The sequence below is a fragment of the Chryseobacterium sp. II3a genome, assembly GCF_057815135.1.
Window position 1 is genome coordinate 120,351 of the sequence record NZ_JBYPZJ010000008.1, and the last position, 17,874, is coordinate 138,224.

Consider the following 17,874-nt stretch of genomic DNA (forward strand, 5'->3'; position numbering starts at 1 on the left):
TATGAAACAAAGAACACCTGTTGTTGTAAACATCTTGATAATAATCGGACTTTTAATAGTTTTTTATTATTTGTTTGTACAGAGTTATGCGTTCCTAGCTTCGCCTTACTTCTGGGGAACTGTTGTGATAGCTGGTATCCTTGCCTTTATCCACAGTGCTATTGGAGATTTAGTTGAAAATAACAAATTCAAAAAATTATCTCCGGAAGAGAAAGCGGCTTATTTAGCTGAAAAGAAAATTCCTTTCTTCAAAAGAATGTATGCAGCTGCCTTTAAAAAGCAATCTGATACAGAAGAAAAAGATATCCTTATTGACCATGGTTTCGATGGAATCATGGAGTTGGATAACCAATTACCAAAATGGTGGGTAGGTTTATTCTATTTTGGGACTGCTTTTTGTATTGTATATATTGCAGCTTATTCTTTCACAGATTTCGCTCACCCGTTAAGCGAATATGAAAAAGAATACAAAGAGCAATTAGCAAGCATTGAAGAATATCAAAAATCTCAGCCTCCTGTAACGATTGAAACAGCTAAATATTCAGCTGATAATATCGCAGAAGGTAAAGAATTATTCAAAACAAACTGTGCATCTTGTCACAAAGAAGACGGTAGTGGAGGTATTGGTCCAAACCTGACTGATAACTTCTGGATCAACCAGCCTGAGAAGACGTTATTCAAAAACGTATTCCACATGGACTGGAATGGTTCTCCTACTAACCCAGCGATGAGAGCATTCGGTAAAAATGGAGAAGTTTCTGGAGCTGAAATTGAAAAGATTGCAGCCTATGTATATCACATCAACCAGGAATTACCACCAGTGACTCAGGCTCAAGGAGGAGCAGCTCCTCAAGGAACTGAAGCACATTGGGAAAAAGAATAATTTAGAAAAATTAGAAACATATGAAAAAAACATAATTTGTTATTACCTTAAAAATAGTAACGAATTATGTTTTTTCTTTTTTAAACACATTACAATATGTCAGACATAGAAGAAATAGAAGTACGAGGCGGACAGGGACAGGTTCTGGACCCTGAAACTTACAGAGATTCTATCGGGACAATGGAGCAATCCGGTAAAAGAAGATGGGTTTTTCCAAGGAAACCAAAAGGGAAATACACCAACTATAGAAACATTGTAAGCTATCTATTATTAATCATTTATTTTTCATTACCGTTCATCAAAATCAATGGTAACCCATTGTTGATGTTCAATGTGATAGACAGAGAGTTTTTCATCTTTGGACAGCCTTTCTATCCACAAGACTTTTTTATCCTTACTTTAGGTGCCATCGCATCTTTAATTTTTATTATCGTTTTTACGATTGCATTCGGAAGAATTTTCTGCGGGTGGATTTGCCCTCAGACAATTTTTATGGAATCTATCTTCCGTAAAATCGAGTATCTGATTGAAGGTGACCGAAACAAGCAAATGAAGCTGGACAGACAGGAGTGGGACAGTGAAAAGATCTGGAAAAGAACTTTGAAATGGTCTGTTTATATCATTATTTCACTCATCATCACCCACTTTATGTTTATGTATATTGTGGGATATGAAGAGGTATTCAAAATTGTTTCTGAAGGGCCGTTTGCCCATCCTACCAACTTTATCGTAATGATTCTCCTTACCGCTGCCTTTTACTTTGTATTTGCATGGTTCAGAGAACAGGTATGTACATTGGTTTGCCCATATGGCCGACTACAGGGAGTATTGATTGATAAAGATACAATCAACGTTTTCTACGACTTCAAAAGAGGTGAGAACAGATCAAAATGGAGAAAAGGGGAAGATCGAAAAGCAGCTGGAAAAGGAGATTGTATTGATTGTCACCAGTGTGTAGTAGTATGTCCTACCGGAATTGACATCAGAGACGGACAACAGCTGGAATGTATCAACTGTACAGCCTGTATTGATGCCTGTGATGAAGTGATGGAAAAAGTAGGTCTTCCAAAGGGACTTATCAGATATGCTTCTGAAAACGAGATTGAGAAAGAAACGCCATTCAAGTTTACGGGAAGAATGAAAGGATTCAGTATCTTCTTGTTCATTTTGGTAGGATTCTTAGGATATCTATTGTACAGCCGTGGAGAAATGGAAGCTAAATTCATTAAACCAGCAGGAAGTACATTCTTTGTGAAAGAAGGAAAAATTATCAATACTTATAATTATACTTTCCTGAATAAGACCAATGAGAAAAAAATCGTTACCATCAAGGTAATAGATCCTGCACATGGTGAAATCACTTATAGTGCATCAAGTAAAATTCCTGTAGATAGAGATAAAATTTCTAAGGGGACCATCAATATCAGTTTCCCAGAAGATGAAATGAAACTTTCCAAACAGAATATTACAATCGGAGTTTATGACATGAAGGGTAAACTTATCGATTCTTATCAAACTTATTTTGAAGGACCATTTAAATTACAATTTTAATTAGACAAAATGAAGAACTTTAGTTGGGGACACGGTGTTGTAATTGCATTATTAGCATTTATTATTTTTATATTATCCATGATGTTTCTTTTCCCGAATGGGCAAAAAAACTCTGAAATGGTTACTGATAATTATTATGAGGAAGAATTACAATACCAGGATGTAATTGATGCCAAAAAAAGGGCTGATGAACTACAGGAAAAACCAGTATACAGCCAAGATGCTAATGGAATTAAAATCGTTTTTCCAAAAGATTATACTTCTACAAACACTACGGTAAAATTTGTTTTAAACAGAACCGACGATCAGAATTTAGATATCAAAAAATCTGTAGAGCTTGATGGCAACCAGTCATTCATAATACCTGCACAGGTATTGAAAATGGGGAATTATACCTTAAGACTGAGCTGGACAAAAGACAAAACAGACTACCGAATGGACTATGATGTGATATGGAAATAGGACTTGTCATATCGGCTATTGCTTTAGGCTTTGCTTCCGGTTTTCACTGTATCGGAATGTGTGGCCCTATTGCTTTATCGATGGGATTAACAAAAAAACAAGCAGCCAATTTTTATCTCCAAAATCTTACCTATCAATTCGGAAGAATTTTCACTTATTCATTATTAGGTGCACTTCTCGGCATTATAGGGCAAGGATTTGAAATGGCAGGATTTCAGAAATACCTGACCATCACGGCTGGTATTCTGCTTATTATTATGGCTTTATTTTCATTTGGTGGAAAAGACTTTGCTTCAAAGATTCCTTTTCTGTCCAAATTTTTATACTCTGTAAAGTCAAATCTAGGGCGGGTACTACAAAAAGCAGACTACCGTTCAAGATTTACAACTGGGATTCTTAATGGTTTCTTACCATGTGGAATGGTTTATATGGCACTTACAGCAAGTCTTGCTGGAGGGGGAATATGGCAGGGAGCTTTATATATGGCTTTATTTGGTTTGGGGACCCTTCCGTTCATGTTCGCCATTGTTCTGGCTGGAAACCTCATGAATCAGGCTTTCAGAACAAAGGTTTTAAAGGCTGTACCTGTCATTATGATTATTTTGGGGGGACTTTTCATCCTTAGAGGTTTAGAACTGGGTATTCCTTATGTTTCACCAAGAGCTGAAGCCATGACAATCTCTAAAGATCACAATGGAGCCAATTGCCACATTGAGGGACATGACCACTCCTCTACTAACTGTCATTAAAAGCAGATTTTCCGTTTATTCCATTTTCATGAAGAAAATATTTTTTTTATTACCAATAGGTCTTTTTATATTACAATCATGCAATGTAAGTTCCGAAATTATCTATCATAAGGATGCCACTTCCACTTCCGTAACTGATATTGATATGAGAAGATTTTTGGCAGAAGTAAGAGCCGCCACACCGGATTCTTTGAAAGATAAAGATGAATACAGTGACCTAAATAAATATCCCGCTGCCTGGACAAACCTTCAGGAACTGGAACAAAAGAGCAGAGAGGTAAAAGACACCAATCCGGAACACATCAGAATCATGAAAAAGATCTTCATGAAGACCAACAGGGAAAATGAGGTCCCTACAGGTGTTTCCTTAAAAACAGAACATTTTAACCAGGATGATTATATTATTCTCAGCAACTATCTCAAAACAGAAAAATTACCTGTTGAACAGAATATTTTTAATCCCTGGGATGGAAAAGTGCTCACCATCAATACAGAAAATTTTAATCTAAAAAATATTCAAGCATCAATAACATCAAGTCGTACCAAAGATGATCCTCAAAAAATAGAAGGAATGATGATGATGTACTTTAATAATATCAGTACTACCCTGAAGTTTGAGAATAAAGTGAAATCAATTACAGGAAAGCATGACTGGCTGAAACAGATTGATGATTATACGTTAAAGATCACTTATGATCTTAAAGCCTTATATGAACAGGAAGCAGCATTTAAAAATTCAGATCAAAAGATTATCATTGTAACAGAATAAACAAAATACCAGAATAGCCATAGTTTATAAATTATCAAAAACTGAATTTCTCTTTTGAAAAATAAAAGATTATGGTTCCAGAGGAAACGCTGTAACACTTTTCACCTCAGATAAGGCAAAATATGTATGAACTGTATTCACATGCGGAAGTAAGGATAGTTTATACCGCAGGAACAAATTATAAGCGTCCATATCTTCTGTAACAATGCGAAGTAAAAAATCATACGAACCTGCAATCTGGTAGCATTCCATGACTTCAGGAAGCTTAACAACTTCTTTTTCAAATTCCTGAAGAACATCAAAAGTATGGGCTTTCAAAAAAACCTGGGAAAAAGAGATTAATCCTAGTCCCAATTTATGTCTATCTAAGAGTACTACTGTCTTTTTAATAAATTCGTTAGCTCTGAGTTTTTTAACACGTTCATGTATAGCGGCAATTGATAAATGCAACTCTAGTGAAAGTTGTTTATTATTTAAAGTAGCATCTTCCTGCAACAGCCTTAGCAGTTTTATGTCAATAGCATCCAATTTCATTTTGAATTTATTTTGGTGGTTACACTAATTTATTAAAAAAATCGTATTTTTTTTGGTTTTCACATTATATACCAGAAAATTTCTTGAATTTCTTACACCCTTTTGAATAAAAGATGGAGTACTACTAGTTTTGCATCATAATTAATATCAAACACATGATGTCAAAAATTGAAAAAAACGAGTTTAACAAAAAATGTCTGTCTCCTGAATTAGACAGCAGATTCAAACACTTATGGCACCTAATCGGAAACACTCCCATGCTCGAATTACAATATATTTATAAAGGTAAGCCTGGAAAAATATATGTAAAATGCGAAAACTATAATCTTACAGGTAGTATTAAAGACCGGATGGCCTTATATATTTTATACAAGGCTTATATGAACTGTCAGATCCGTCCCGAAGATACAATCATTGAAGCCACCAGTGGCAATACAGGGATTGCCTTTTCTGCTATCGGAAAAGCTTTAGGTCATCAGGTCAAAATTATTATGCCTAATTGGCTAAGCAAAGAGCGTATAGATATTATAAAAAGCATGGGAGCTGAGATTGAACTCATATCCAAGGAAGAAGGAGGCTTTTTAGGGAGTATTCAATTAAGTGAAAAACTGGCATCTAAAGGAGGTGTATTTTTGCCTCGTCAATTTGAAAATCAATATAATGCCGAAGCTCATGAGATGACAACAGGAAAAGAAATTCTACTACAGCTTTCTTCTAAAGGGCTGACGCCTGATGCGTTCGTCGCTGGAGTGGGTACAGGAGGAACAGTAATGGGAATAGGAAAACATTTAAGAAATCACCATCCAAATATTAAAATTCATCCTTTAGAGCCATTGGAAAGTCCTACCTTAACGACCGGATACAAAATAGGATCGCATCGTATACAAGGGATCTCAGATGAGTTTATCCCTGCGATTGTAAAATTGAATGAATTGGATCATGTTATATGTGCAGCAGATGGTGACTCTATCATTATAGCTCAAAAGCTGGCAAAACAACTTGGATTAGCTGTAGGAATTTCCTCAGGAGCCAATATTATTGGGGCAATAAAATTAAAAGAACAAATGGGAGATGATGCTACTGTTGTAACGTTGCTTCCTGATGATAATAAAAAATATTTAAGCACTGATTTGATGAAAGAAGAACCGATAAAGGATGATTATATTTCTAAAGAACTGACCTTTAAAGGTTTTTTACCTATATCACGACTTGAAAAGCCTTTATTAGGTTTCTAATTTACAGAGATAAAGAAATACAAAATCCCCTTTCAAAAATTGAAAGGGGATTTTTATTATTATCATAGTTTAGTTAATTACCTCGAATCTTGCGTATTCAGCAATTTTTTTAGGAAGTTTAATTCCTTCTAAAGTCTGATTATTCTCCAACAAAGCTGCCATAATTCTTGGTAATGCCATTGCGGAACCATTCAGTGTATGTACCAATTGGGATTTACCATCTGCTTTATAACGGCATTTCAGCCTATTAGCCTGGAATGTTTCAAAGTTCGAAACAGAACTTACTTCCAGCCACATTTCCTGTGCAGCACTCCATACTTCGAAGTCATACGTCATTGCAGCAGCAAATCCTGTATCACCACCACAAAGTCTTAATACTCTGAATGGTAATTCAAGATCTGTAAGGATTTCCTTGATGTGCTCTACCATTTCCTCTAAAACAGCATAAGAGTTTTCAGGCTTTTCAATTCTTACAATTTCTACTTTTTCGAACTGGTGAAGACGGTTAAGCCCTCTTACGTGAGCACCATAGCTACCTGCTTCTCTTCTGTAACATTGAGAGAAAGCTGTATTTTTAATAGGAAGATCTCTTTCATCCAATAATACATCACGGTAAAGATTTGTTACCGGAACTTCTGCTGTAGGGATCAGATATAAATTATCTTCATTGATATAATACATCTGTCCTTCTTTATCAGGCAACTGTCCGGTTCCATAACCTGAAGCTTCGTTCACAACGTGAGGTGGGTTAACTTCTGTATATCCCTTCTCTACGTTCTTGTCTAGAAAATACTGAACCAAGGCTCTTTGTAATCTTGCTCCTTTTCCTAAATAAACAGGGAATCCTGCTCCAGCGATTTTTACTCCTAATTCAAAATCAATAAGGTTATATTTTTTAGCGAGTTCCCAATGAGGAATCGCTCCTTCACCAAGACCTTCTACATTATGAGACTGGAAAATAATTTCGTTGTCATCTGCAGAAGCACCGCTTTTTACCAATTCATTTGGAATGTTTGGAAGTTGGTACAAAATGTTTAATAATTCTGTTTCTTTTACTTCCAGTTGAGATTTCAATTCTGAACTCGACTCTTTGTACTGCGCTGTTTTAGATTTTGCTGATTCTGCCTCTTCTTTCTTTCCTTCCTTCATTAAAAGTCCAATTTCCTTGGAAATTTTATTGATCTCGGAAAGCTGGGAATCTAATTCAAATTGGATTCTTTTTCTTTCGTCGTCAGTAGCAATAGCATCGTCTACCAACTCAAGATTCTTGAATTGTCTTTTTTGAAGACCTTCTAAAACGCGTTCCTTGTTGTCGCGTAAAAAATTGACTTGTAACATTTTATTTAGATGTTAAATATTAAATTTAGCCTAATATAAGCTAACAATTTTACAAATTTAAAACTATTTTGTGATAGTTACCTTATTTATCGAATTAGGTGCACCCGATTCTTTTGAAAATACGGATTCTGAATTGTATAAAACCTCTGAAACCTGAAATAATTCCGGCGTATTTCGGTAATGAATTTCAAGAGTATCAGTATCCGACTCAGTAGCATTATTAACAGTCTTGTTTAGGGTAACTAACATCTTGGAATAGTAATTAACTCCCGAAGAATCAAACTTTTTCCTTTTGGCTCCTGCCAAATATTCTATATAAAAAACAGAATCCTGCCTCATTCTAAGAGGGATTGTGGTTACTGGAGAATTGTCTTTGTCTCCCAACATATCATTCACTGAAAAGCTTGTAAAAGATCCGCTCTTTTTAGCATTCAATAAATCCGGGTTGGTATCAGATCTCATATAGATATTCATAATTTGATCAATTCTCTGCAAAGATTCTTCATCCTGACTACAACTTGTCAGGGCAAAAAGAATGACCATGATTCCAAAAACAATGTTTCTCATAACGCAAAGATAATTTATTTCAACTTTCTAAGATAAGAGTAGAATGAAAACATCATTAAAAACCCTACAAGCGTCATTGTTAACCCCAATGAAGCAGCCATCCCCAGTACTCCTGAAGATGGAACTAAAAAGTAAGAAAAAATACTTAATACAACCAATGAAAGAATTGAAAAAAAGGTATTTCTTTTCATCAATCCAACGGCTGCCAATAAATTTCCATATAGATTTCTCAACAGCATGCTTCCACAAAAAACGCCTAACAAAACAGAAAATGCAAAGGCATTATCTGTATATTGCTCTCCAAAAAATAAGCTGATAATATAATGACTCAAAAGACTTCCGCCTATCCATATTAAAATACAAATTGGGATGAAGAGTTTATAATAATTGATAATATAACTCGTGAGAAAAGATTTATCAAGATGATTTTTAGCAATTGTTGGGTAATCACTCTGCATAAAAGAAAGTGCTAAAAAAGTAATATTGGCTGGAATCAGCAAAGCTACTTTGTAATTAGCAACCACACTCTCATCCTTAAAAAAATTGAGCAATAGAATATCTGCAGAGAAAAAAGCATCGGATAAAAGAGCAGTTATAGAAGCATGTACTGCAAAACTCCATATCTCTTTTTTATTAAGCTTCAGGTACGAATTATGAGTTTTCCATGATGATTTTTTAAACCAAAAAAGAGCAAGAAACGGAGTTATAGCGTTCGCAATTAAATAGCCATACAATCCCCAGCGGGTTGAGAATACAATCATCATCAATAGTCCTGAGATATTGACAACATTACTTATCATTGCAAATTGTCTGTTGTCAAGATATACGCGGCGTTCAGCCTGAATATGGCTAAGAAAGTAAACTCCAATGAGTCGAACCGTAAAGAAAAAGAAAATATAAAATATGTAGTCGTAATGAGTTACATAAAAAAAAGCCAATAAAAAAAATATAAGACTTAAAATCAGCTGATAATAAAATCCTTTTTTGAATAAATAGGCTGATAATTCTTTTTTATCTTTTTCCGAGTTACTGAGAGATCCTAATCTAACAAGGCTCTGAGGGCTTCCAAAACCACTAAATGGGGCAAAAATAGCAAAAACAGAAGCTACAATGCTTAGCAGTCCAAAATCTTTTTCCGACAATATTCTGATCATAAATAGAGATCCTGAAAATGCACATATTTTCGTTATAAGCAAGGACAAGAACACATGCTGTCCTTTGTTAGCAAGAAATGCATTAATAAAATCTTTTAAGCTTTTCATTTCAGTATAGTCAACAGGAAATAAAGAAACATCAAATTTACTGCTTTAAACAATGCTTTTATAAACTTCACTAAATTGCTTTGCAATGGCTGGTATAGAAAAATTATCTACAACATATTGGTGAAGTGCTTCGGGAGAATCTGTTTTATGATTTCCACATAACATCTCTTTCATTGCCATATAGAGCTCTTCTTCAGATTTATCAATAATGATCCCCTGATTTTCATTAATAATTTCGGGGATAGCGCCTACTCTGGTAGCAATTACAGGAACACCGGAAGAAAGGGATTCCAGAAGAACACATGAAAAGCTTTCATAATCACTGAAAAGAACAAAACAATCGCTTTGTCTCATTTTTTCAGCAACTTCCTGATAGGCTATTTCAGCAAAAGTTTTAATATATTCCTTTGCATTGTACTTCCCGATCAGATTATCTAACCTTTCTACATCTCCATCACCTCCAATATGAAGTTCAAAATTTTCAAATTCTTTTCTAAGCCTAACAGCTGCATTAATTATGGCATCTGGATTTTTAAGAGCAATAAGATTAGAAATATGAAGAAAAGTAAAGATATTATTTTTAAGTTTTTGTGGTACAAAAAGTTCAGTATCCACAACATTTCCTACAACCTTAGAATTCTTCCCTATTTTAAGGTCTTTTAAATTGTTCATCAGAACTTTGCTTACAGGGAAAAGATAAGATGCCCTACTTCCAATATACCTAGCCGTAAGAATATTTATTACAGATAGTTTGGACCTATTGACAGGAAGGAAGCCAGACCAGTGTTCTGATACGACAAAAGGAATTCTGAATTTCTCCTTTAAATACACTGCAAAAAACATAGAATTGTGCAGTATATTTGCATGTACCAGGTCAGGCTTTTTAAGCTCCGAAAAGCCTTTCTGATATGCATTCATCCTATTCCTGAAATTCAGAACCGGGTTTCTGGAACCTCTATAATATACAATAAGTGTTCTTATTCCGTTAATTATCTGATCTTCAAAAATAAGCTCTTCTTCTTGATTAGGATCTCCTATAGCATGTAATATTTCTACCTCATGCAACAACGCCACTGCTTCTGCGTGACGCTGTACAAAATTACCGTTCGTAGGTTCTTGCCTATTCGGAAACCAGGAGGATATAAAAAGAATTTTCAAGAGAGATTATTTTATAGAAGAAGCCCAGCTTTTTTCAAATGGCAATAGAAAATGGCTTAGAAAATCAAGATAAGTATTTTTAGAAAAATCAAAAACCTGAATATCTTTTGATAATTCACCGTTTCTTAGCTTGTTCTTAAAGTCAAGAAGTTTCAATGTTTTTACTTCTCCGTTTTCTACGAAGCTCGCTTTCATTCTGTCAAACAAGCCTAATTGATACTCTTCATCAATCTCTCTCATGATCTTACCCAAAGCATCAATACTGCACCCTGAAGCCGCTTCCTTCTCTTCATCCACACATACGATAATAAATTGATTTTTTTCAATTTTAAATGATGACGAAAGGGGTTTTCCATGGGCTGCCCAGGTTGCCAGAAAATCAAACAGTTTTTCTGTGATTATCTTTGCTTCTTTGGTTTCAAATGGCCTTGATGCCGGATATATAATAACTCTGTAGTCGTTTGTTTCTACAACGTTTGATTCTTCAATTTTCATATCTAATCAATTTTAAAGTATAAAATTACGATTTTTTCTTCAGACAGAATGTGACTTATATCCTGTAAAGATATTCTTTCCAATTAAAGACAGTTTACGTTCTTGAAATGTCTAGCGACAGCAATTTTATATCCATCTTTTAATACATACAATCATTTAATTTTTAATAGTATAATATTTTTGGCTCAATACATGGAGCATCATAAGAAAAAGCGGAAAAATAAACGGGAAGAAGAATCTCAATCCTGCCGTATGCGGAAAGAAAAAGAATTTGATGTACACATTCACCAGGAAAAGTACTGAAATCATTCTTACCCATGCATCTTTGGAACACCAAAATACTATTGCGATCATGATACTTACAGACAGAGTCACTTTTTTAAAGTAGATCAGTTTGATATACATAATATTCAGATAGTCTTTTAGGCTTATTTCAATAGGGTGTGTGGAAATAATAGGCCTTCTGTAGATAAAAGTATCATAAAAAAGGTCTTTCCAACCAGGATAATGGTAAAATTTAATAATTGCAAGAAACATCAGCAGAAGTACTGCACCCTGAACAATAAGGGAAAAATCAATCTTTTTTTCTCTAAAATAGTAAAAGAAGAAAACAGCAATAATATAAGTCAGGGCAAATGTAATATAGTCCGGACGTATAAGGGCGATTGCAAAAAGAAGTACAAACATCTCCCATTTACTCCATTTTTTGATCAAACCAATGGTAAAAATCAGGATAAACTGGAAAATAAACATATCCGGAGACGAAACTCTCGACATATCCGTCATGGGCGGCAAAAGCATAACTGCAACCGTTAATCCTATTGCAAACCAATATTTCTTAGGAAATAGGAGTTTTATAATATAAAATAATAATAACCCTGAAAAAAAATAAGAAATAAGACTGGTAAACAAGACTGCCATTGGAGAGGAAAGCCCCAGCTTATAAAAGAGAGTTATTACAAGAATATACCCTACTTTGATTTGAAAATAGGGTAATTGTTCTGTAAAAGATTGTGTATTTTTTGCGAAATACTGCCTTGGAATGTCCCACTGCTTTATCCCGATGATATCTGTATACTGGTCTGCAGGTGCTTCTTTTTTTATTTCATCGTAAGTTATCTTTCGAACTTTATCCTGTGAATTCGGGAACTCAGAAGTATACATACTTCCTAAATATCCCGGCATATCCCAGTTATATACTCTGTTTAGGTAATTCCAGTATGTAAGAGCAACAAGTATCGAAATGATAAACAAAAAGGAGAGTTTCAATTCTACCTTCATAAACCTGTATAAGATTACAATTATAAATCCTCTGCTTCAGCAAGAAGCTCAACGATATCTTTTACTGCAACCTCTGTATTTTTATTGAAATGCTTTACTCCATCTGTCATCATAGTATTACAGAATGGGCATCCTGTTGCAATCACCTTTGGTTCAAAAGATAAAGCTTCTTCTGTTCTTTCAATATTGATGTCTTTATTCCCTTTTTCAGGTTCTTTAAACATCTGTGCACCACCGGCTCCACAACAAAGCCCGTTTGTTTTGCAGCGCTTCATTTCTACAAGCTCAGCATCCAATTTTTCAAGAAGCATTCTTGGAGCTTCATATTCATCATTGGCTCGTCCCAGGTAACATGGATCATGGAAAGTGATTTTTTTCCCTTTGAACGCCCCACCTTCAATTTTCAATCTCCCTTCTTCCATTAAGGTTTTAAGGAATTGAGTATGATGAACTACTTCAAAATGGCCTCCAAGACTCGGATATTCATTTTTAAGGGTATTGAAACAGTGTGGACATGCTGTTACAATTTTCTTCACTTCGTAAGCATTCAGAACCTCAATATTGGTAAGAGCCATCATCTGAAAAACGAACTCATTACCAGCTCTTTTCGCAGGATCTCCGGTGCAGCTTTCTTCCTGTCCCAAAACAGCAAATTCTACCCCTATCTTATTCAATATTTTGCAAAATGCTTTTGTAATTTTTTTAGCACGGTCATCAAAACTTCCTGCACAACCAACCCAAAATAAAACTTCCGGTGCTTTTCCTTCGGCAGCATATTCTGCCATTGTTTTTATATTGAAATCCATTTCTTTTCCAATTTGAAAATGTGAGAATTTGGAAATTTGAAAATGAATTGACTTTAATCAATTTTCAAATTTTCAAATTGATTAATTATTTAGTTTTCATTAGCCCAGTTCAGACGGTCTGCCTGATTATATTGCCAAGGGGCTGCATTATTTTCCACGTTCGTCATCATCAGATTCAATTCCTGTGGAGCTGCAGACTGTTCCATAACCAGGAATCTTCTCATTTCAAAGATAATAGAAAGTGGGTCTAGCAATACAGGACAAGCATCTGTACAGGCATTACATGTAGTACAAGCCCAAAGTTCTTCCTTGGTGATATAGTCATTCAGCAGCTTTTTGCCGTCATCTACAAATTTTCCATTTTTATCAATATTTCTGCCAACTTCTTCCAATCTGTCTCTTGTTTTCATTAAGATTAATCTCGGAGATAGTTTTTTTCCTGTAATATTAGCAGGACAAACAGAAGTACAACGTCCACATTCTGTACAAGAATAAGCGTTTAATAATTGTACCTGATTAAGGTCAAAAATATCTTCAGCACCAAATTTAGAGGGTACATCAGCTTCAGTACCTTCTGCCGGTGCAGCATAAGGGTCAGCGTTAGGATCCATCATCAATTTGATCTCTTTGGTTACAGAATCAAGATTGTTGAATTTTCCTTTTTTATCAAGATTCGCATACCAAGTGCTTGGGAATGCTAAAATAATATGCAAATGTTTTGAATAGTAAAGATAATTCATGAAGAAAAGTATCCCTACAAAATGGAACCACCAAGCTCCTTTTTCTGTAAAATGTAAGAATCCGTCACCAAAACTACTGAAAACAGGCCCTAAAATAGCAGAACTAATCGGGAAGCTTCCCAGTGCAGGCAATACCCCTCTTTGCTGTAATACCCAATCAGCAGCATTCATTTTAAAGAAAGCCATCATTAAGGCAAATTCAATGATAAGAATCCAATTAGCATCCTGTTTTGGCCATCCGAAAAGTTCTTTCATGGTTAATCTCTTTACTCCATAAAAGTTTCTTCTGATGAAAAATACGACAACTCCTATTACTACAAGAAGTGCAAGAATTTCTAATGTCGCAGTAAAGAAGCTATAAAATCCGTTTCCGAAAACTGAAGCCAGGAAACGGTGTGTTCCAAACAGTCCATCAACAATAATTTCAATAAGCTCTATATTAATAATCACAAAACCTACATATACGAAAAGGTGTAAAACTCCAGCAATAGGACGCTTCACCATCTTGCTTTGTCCCATAGCTACTCTAGCCATCGTACTCCAGCGTTCAGATCTTCTGTCGGTTCTATTGATCTCATGACCAAGTCTGATATTTCTATAGATCTTCAGCAGGCTTTTGGCAAACAGTCCAAATCCTGCCACTAATAAAATCAGGAAAATAATGTTATCGATGTACTGCATAAGGCATATTAGTCTTTATTGTTTTTACCGAAAACTGAGAAATTGATATATCTCTTAGGGTTCGCTTTCATATCTTCAATTAATGAATTCAAATTAGAAGACGCTGAATTCAGATTATTGTACAGTTTGTCATCCTTCATCAGCTTTCCTAAGCTTCCCTCTCCTTTGTCTATTCCGCCAATTACCTGATTCAGTTTTCCTACCGTAGCATCAAGATTAGCAATCGTTGCGTTTAATTGCTTGGTATCAATACTCTGTGCAAGATTTCCGTATTTATCCAGAGTTACTTTTCCACTTTGCATGGTAAGGCTTGCATCATCCAATACTTTTTGAAGTTTTGGATCGTTATGACCTACCAGACTGTTTACGTTTCCTGCAGTGGTCTGAAGTGCTCCTACTGTTTTGTTAAGGTTGGATAATAGAGCTTTTATTTCAGCTCTGTTTTGTGCATCAACCAGCAGATTAGCATTTGCCATTAAAGAGTCTACCCTGTGGAGAACTACCTGCAATTGATCTTTTACCGGACCTACCTGAGAAGAAAGACTTCCCAGTGTCCCTAGTTTGAAAGCCCCTTTCAACGTATCACCATCCTTGGCAGTTACACCGCCATACATTAGGTTTACTCTCATTTCTTTACCAGACATTAATCCTGGTTCAAAAATTTCCAGTGTTGAATTTTTTGAAAATTCAAATTTGTTATCAACCGTAATTTTTACAACAAAACTGATTTTACCATCCTTTGCTGTTTGAGGAATGATCTTATCAACCTGGCCTACTTTAAGACCATTAATAGACACTGCTGAAGATTGCGCGAGGCCTTCTACATTGTCATATTTTGCGTAAAAGATATTGTCGGTAGTAAAAAGGCTTTTCCCTTTCATAAATTGAAACAACACCACAAAGCCTACGATAGCTAGAAGTGCAATCACACCAGCTTTTAATTCTTTACTGAACTTCACTTGCTAATTTTTTTCTAATAAGCAAATATAATACATTTTAAATAAATCTTTTCCTTTATTATTCTGCGTTAAATACAAAAAAAAGCGACAAAAAAATTGTCGCTTTTATATTGATAGATATTAATCTCTTATTGCTGCTGATTTCCCAGCTTGTTCCAGATCTCAATTCTGTAGTCTTGGATATCTGCATTATCCTGAAGACTCTTCAACCAAGCTTGTCCGAACATTCCTGCATTTCTCTGAGAAATAGACTCAGTGAATTGTTTAAGGTCACCAGGTTGTTTGTTTACTGTTTCTGATTTTTTAATCAATACATAAACTCCTGTTCCTCCTTCAACCGGCTTAGAAAGCTTACCTTTTGCAACACCGAACGCTGCACCGGCAACTTTAGGTTCCATAGCTCCAGCTACTGAAGGGTTCAGCATATTCACCTGAGCTGTTTGTTTTGTTGTAGCAAACATCGTAGCAATCTGATCTAAACCTGAAGCTTTTGCAGCTGCGATTTTCTCAGAAATCTGTTTTGCTGCCAATTTGTTTTTAACAATTATCTCAATCTGATCTCTTACCGATTCAGGATCAGCAAGACCTGCTTCCTGTTTTCCGTTAAGATATACTACAATTTTATCTCCTGTTCCGTCTACATTGAATAGCTCTGTATCTCCTTTAGATCTTTTCTTATCAAAAGCCCAAGTAAGGATATCGCTATCTTTTTCAGTACCTAATCCCTGAAGTTGACCTTCGAATCTCTTCGCCGCTTTAGGATTAGTAAACTGGAAATTTCCTTTTTTAGCAATGTTCACGAAATCGTTGAAAGATTTTCCTTGAACCTGCTGAATGAATTTTCTAGAGTTTTTATCTGTCTCAGCTTCTGTTGCATCTGAAGGTTTGATCTCCTTTACAAGATTTGCCACCTTATACCCCATCGATCCAGACTTTTTATCTTCGATATTGATGATGTGGTACCCAAACTGAGTTTCCACAACTCCTGTTGCTCCTTTAGGGTTGTTTGCCAAATAAGTAAGAAACTCGGGAACGAAAGGTGTTTCTGGAGTTGTCCAACCAAGACTACCACCTTGTGCAGCAGAATTTGGATCATTTGACAGCTTAAGGAATTCTGTAAATTTAGCAGGTGTTGACTTTACAATCGCTCCAATAGAGTCTGCCAATTTCTTAGCCTGCTCTTTAGATCTCGTCACTCCTTCTCCTGCAGGGCTTCCTTTGAAAGCGATCAGAATATGTCTTGACAATGTAGAATCTGAAGTCTTTTTACCTACAAGCTTAGAAACTACATAGAAATTTTGTTCTTTGTATGGACCAAAAGTCTGTCCTACCGCAGCTGTTGCGATCTGACCTTGTATAGTAGCTGGCAATTGTGTAGGCTTCACATACTGAGGATTGAAAGGTGAATCTGAGTTTGCCATAACAAACATAGAGTCATTCTTTGTATTTTGGAAGTTTTCAGTACCCCCACTAGCATCAGTACCTCCTGAGTATAATTTAGTAATCTCCTTTAAAGCAGCTGCATCATCTGCGGCACTTGGCTTAGAAGGAAAAAATACAATACCTAGGTTTCTGCTAGGCTCAGCTTTGAACATTACAGGATGCTGTTTGATATAGTCAGCAAGATCTGCTGTAGTAACATTGATCTTTGTTTTCTGAAGGTAAGCAGCATAGTCTACCTTTACAAAGTCGATGTCAGCAAGCTGATCTCTTTCTTTCATCAATTCTTCAGCTTCTTTCTTACCAGTAGTAATCCCTGCTGAGATATTGGTAAACACCTGTCTTGCCATCAGTCTGTACTCGATTGATTTTCTAGTTTTCAACCATTGAGCATATCCCTGAGGGTTAGTGTTTTGTAATGTTTCAATTTCTTTTTTAAGCTCTTGAGTTTTAAAGTTCCCTTTCTCATCAAAAAACTGTTGATTTTGAGCGAACATCTGATCATACTGGATTTGATTCCAGAAATAATCGTCTGTCATTTCAAAGCCCAATTTCTCAAACTGCTGCTTGATAAGCTTAGATTGAACCAGTAACTGCCAAGCCTGCTCTTCAAGACCGTTCTTTGGACGACCTTGCTGCTCAGCCTGTTGCTGCAGCACGAAAAGCTGATCATTGAACTCTTCGCGGGTGATTTTCTCACCGTTTACTTTTCCTAAAACGTCAGGATTCTTACCAAAAACCTTGTCGATACTATCTGGGTTCACCAAGAACGCCAAAAGCGCTAAGGCTATTACTCCCATTAAAAGCCAAGGCTTACTCCTAATCTGTCCTAAAATTGCCATTTTATAAATTATAGTTTTTTATCAGTTTGCGAAAATACACATTTTTAAGAAATTAGAGAAGCAGAAGTTCTTTATTTTAATTTTAATTCCTAAAGATTATCTAAAAAAGGAAATTTTGACCA

Annotated in this window: 17 protein-coding genes; 6 read left to right on the plus strand and 11 right to left on the minus strand. The window is 35.5% G+C overall.

The window, feature by feature from the left end:
- Position 1: 1 nt before the first annotated feature.
- The 5 genes from AC3HD6_RS18015 to AC3HD6_RS18035 all read left to right on the plus strand — a co-directional run bounded on the left by AC3HD6_RS18015 (position 2) and on the right by AC3HD6_RS18035 (position 4,414).
- The gene (locus AC3HD6_RS18015) at positions 2-883 is read left to right on the plus strand and encodes a cbb3-type cytochrome c oxidase N-terminal domain-containing protein (RefSeq protein WP_488897590.1); all 882 of its coding nucleotides are present in this window, start codon (positions 2-4) and stop codon (positions 881-883) included.
- Positions 884-979: 96 nt separating this feature from the next.
- On the plus strand, positions 980-2,434 hold the full coding sequence (ccoG, locus tag AC3HD6_RS18020; protein WP_488897591.1) for a cytochrome c oxidase accessory protein CcoG: 1,455 nt from the start codon (positions 980-982) through the stop codon (positions 2,432-2,434).
- A 9-nt stretch (positions 2,435-2,443) separates the two neighbouring features.
- Positions 2,444-2,896 (plus strand): FixH family protein, encoded by a 453-nt coding sequence (locus AC3HD6_RS18025; protein ID WP_488897592.1) that lies wholly within the window; start codon positions 2,444-2,446, stop codon positions 2,894-2,896.
- Positions 2,887-3,645 (plus strand): sulfite exporter TauE/SafE family protein, encoded by a 759-nt coding sequence (locus AC3HD6_RS18030; RefSeq protein ID WP_488897593.1) that lies wholly within the window; start codon positions 2,887-2,889, stop codon positions 3,643-3,645. The genes AC3HD6_RS18025 and AC3HD6_RS18030 overlap by 10 nt, the downstream gene beginning before the upstream one ends.
- A gap of 28 nt (positions 3,646-3,673) precedes the next feature.
- Positions 3,674-4,414: a hypothetical protein gene (locus tag AC3HD6_RS18035; protein ID WP_488897594.1), complete on the plus strand. Its 741-nt coding sequence runs from the start codon at positions 3,674-3,676 to the stop codon at positions 4,412-4,414.
- Positions 4,415-4,483: 69 nt separating this feature from the next.
- Here AC3HD6_RS18035 and AC3HD6_RS18040 read toward each other — a convergent pair whose 3' ends face one another.
- Positions 4,484-4,948, minus strand: a complete 465-nt coding sequence (locus tag AC3HD6_RS18040; RefSeq protein ID WP_488897595.1) for an Lrp/AsnC family transcriptional regulator — start codon at positions 4,946-4,948, stop codon at positions 4,484-4,486.
- 155 nt (positions 4,949-5,103) lie between these two features.
- Between AC3HD6_RS18040 and AC3HD6_RS18045 the strand changes: the two genes are divergently transcribed.
- The gene (locus AC3HD6_RS18045; RefSeq protein WP_488897596.1) at positions 5,104-6,183 is read left to right on the plus strand and encodes a PLP-dependent cysteine synthase family protein; all 1,080 of its coding nucleotides are present in this window, start codon (positions 5,104-5,106) and stop codon (positions 6,181-6,183) included.
- A gap of 69 nt (positions 6,184-6,252) precedes the next feature.
- Here AC3HD6_RS18045 and serS read toward each other — a convergent pair whose 3' ends face one another.
- From serS to AC3HD6_RS18095, 10 genes are all read right to left on the minus strand, one after another.
- Complete coding sequence (gene serS, locus AC3HD6_RS18050) at positions 6,253-7,521, minus strand: serine--tRNA ligase (protein ID WP_488897597.1); 1,269 nt, start codon at positions 7,519-7,521, stop codon at positions 6,253-6,255.
- A 63-nt stretch (positions 7,522-7,584) separates the two neighbouring features.
- A complete protein-coding gene (locus AC3HD6_RS18055; RefSeq protein WP_488897598.1) occupies positions 7,585-8,088 on the minus strand; it encodes a hypothetical protein in 504 nt (167 codons plus the stop codon).
- Positions 8,089-8,102: 14 nt separating this feature from the next.
- Positions 8,103-9,350 (minus strand): oligosaccharide flippase family protein, encoded by a 1,248-nt coding sequence (locus AC3HD6_RS18060; protein ID WP_488897599.1) that lies wholly within the window; start codon positions 9,348-9,350, stop codon positions 8,103-8,105.
- A gap of 45 nt (positions 9,351-9,395) precedes the next feature.
- A complete protein-coding gene (locus tag AC3HD6_RS18065; protein WP_488897600.1) occupies positions 9,396-10,508 on the minus strand; it encodes a glycosyltransferase in 1,113 nt (370 codons plus the stop codon).
- Between the two features lie 6 nt (positions 10,509-10,514).
- Positions 10,515-11,003: a hypothetical protein gene (locus AC3HD6_RS18070; RefSeq protein WP_068939137.1), complete on the minus strand. Its 489-nt coding sequence runs from the start codon at positions 11,001-11,003 to the stop codon at positions 10,515-10,517.
- 156 nt (positions 11,004-11,159) lie between these two features.
- Positions 11,160-12,284, minus strand: a complete 1,125-nt coding sequence (locus AC3HD6_RS18075) for a hypothetical protein (protein WP_488897601.1) — start codon at positions 12,282-12,284, stop codon at positions 11,160-11,162.
- A gap of 20 nt (positions 12,285-12,304) precedes the next feature.
- The gene (locus tag AC3HD6_RS18080) at positions 12,305-13,090 is read right to left on the minus strand and encodes a (Fe-S)-binding protein (RefSeq protein ID WP_047097183.1); all 786 of its coding nucleotides are present in this window, start codon (positions 13,088-13,090) and stop codon (positions 12,305-12,307) included.
- A gap of 89 nt (positions 13,091-13,179) precedes the next feature.
- Entirely contained in the window at positions 13,180-14,511 is a 1,332-nt protein-coding gene (locus tag AC3HD6_RS18085; RefSeq protein WP_488897602.1) for a 4Fe-4S dicluster domain-containing protein, read from the minus strand.
- Between the two features lie 8 nt (positions 14,512-14,519).
- Positions 14,520-15,470: an MlaD family protein gene (locus tag AC3HD6_RS18090; protein ID WP_488897603.1), complete on the minus strand. Its 951-nt coding sequence runs from the start codon at positions 15,468-15,470 to the stop codon at positions 14,520-14,522.
- Positions 15,471-15,598: 128 nt separating this feature from the next.
- Positions 15,599-17,752, minus strand: coding sequence for a peptidylprolyl isomerase (locus AC3HD6_RS18095; RefSeq protein WP_068939129.1), 2,154 nt, complete (start codon positions 17,750-17,752; stop codon positions 15,599-15,601).
- Positions 17,753-17,874 lie beyond the last annotated feature (122 nt).